This window comes from Alteromonas sp. KUL150, assembly GCF_009811475.1.
Classification (GTDB): domain Bacteria; phylum Pseudomonadota; class Gammaproteobacteria; order Enterobacterales; family Alteromonadaceae; genus Alteromonas; species Alteromonas gracilis.
In genome coordinates this window covers 1-653 of record NZ_BLIJ01000046.1, presented here as the reverse complement: position 1 = coordinate 653, position 653 = coordinate 1, and the positions used below count along the sequence as shown (strand labels likewise).

The 653-nt window shown below is 48.7% G+C and carries 1 protein-coding gene; it reads left to right on the top strand.

Annotated features, from left to right (window positions below; translation table 11 throughout):
* Positions 1-499 (top strand): reverse transcriptase domain-containing protein (locus tag GVO62_RS11160; RefSeq protein WP_268891134.1); only part of this gene is annotated, 499 nt, incomplete at its 5' end.
* Positions 500-653 lie beyond the last annotated feature (154 nt).

Below are 653 nucleotides of genomic sequence, written 5' to 3'. Positions count from 1 at the left end.
ACGAGCTGGGGTTATCGATAACCAGTTCTATAGTGAAAGCCGAGAAGGTGTTCCTCAAGGCGGGCCTTTATCGCCGCTTCTGGCGAACATTATGCTCGACCCTTTGGACAAAGAGCTTGAGAAGCGAGGCCATAAGTTTGCTCGCTACGCGGATGACTTCACCATTTTGGTAAAGTCTCCCCGTGCCGGCGAACGTGTGCTGAGCAGTATCAGCAGATTCCTGAACAACCGCTTGAAACTGATCGTTAACTCGGCCAAAAGCCATGTCGTTAAAACCAGTGAAAGTAAATTCCTTGGGTTCACATTCAAGGGAGGCCGCATTCATTGGCACCTGAAGACAATGCTGAAATTTAAGCAACAGGTCAGACGGCTAACGAACCGCAATTGGGGCGTGTCGATGCATTACCAGCTTTTTAAAATCAGCCAATTTTTACGTGACTGGATAAACTACTTTGGCATCGCTAGTAAGTATCAACGATGCGTAGATATAGATAGTTGAATCAGGCGCAGAGTCCGAATGGTCTAATGGCGACAGTGGCGAAAGCCGCGCACTAAAGTGAGAAATTTAATGAGATTGGGTGTGCATGTTCAGGCCGCAGTTGCTTGTGGTATGACCAGCAAAGGGCCATGGCGCAGTGCTAAAACTCCGCGGG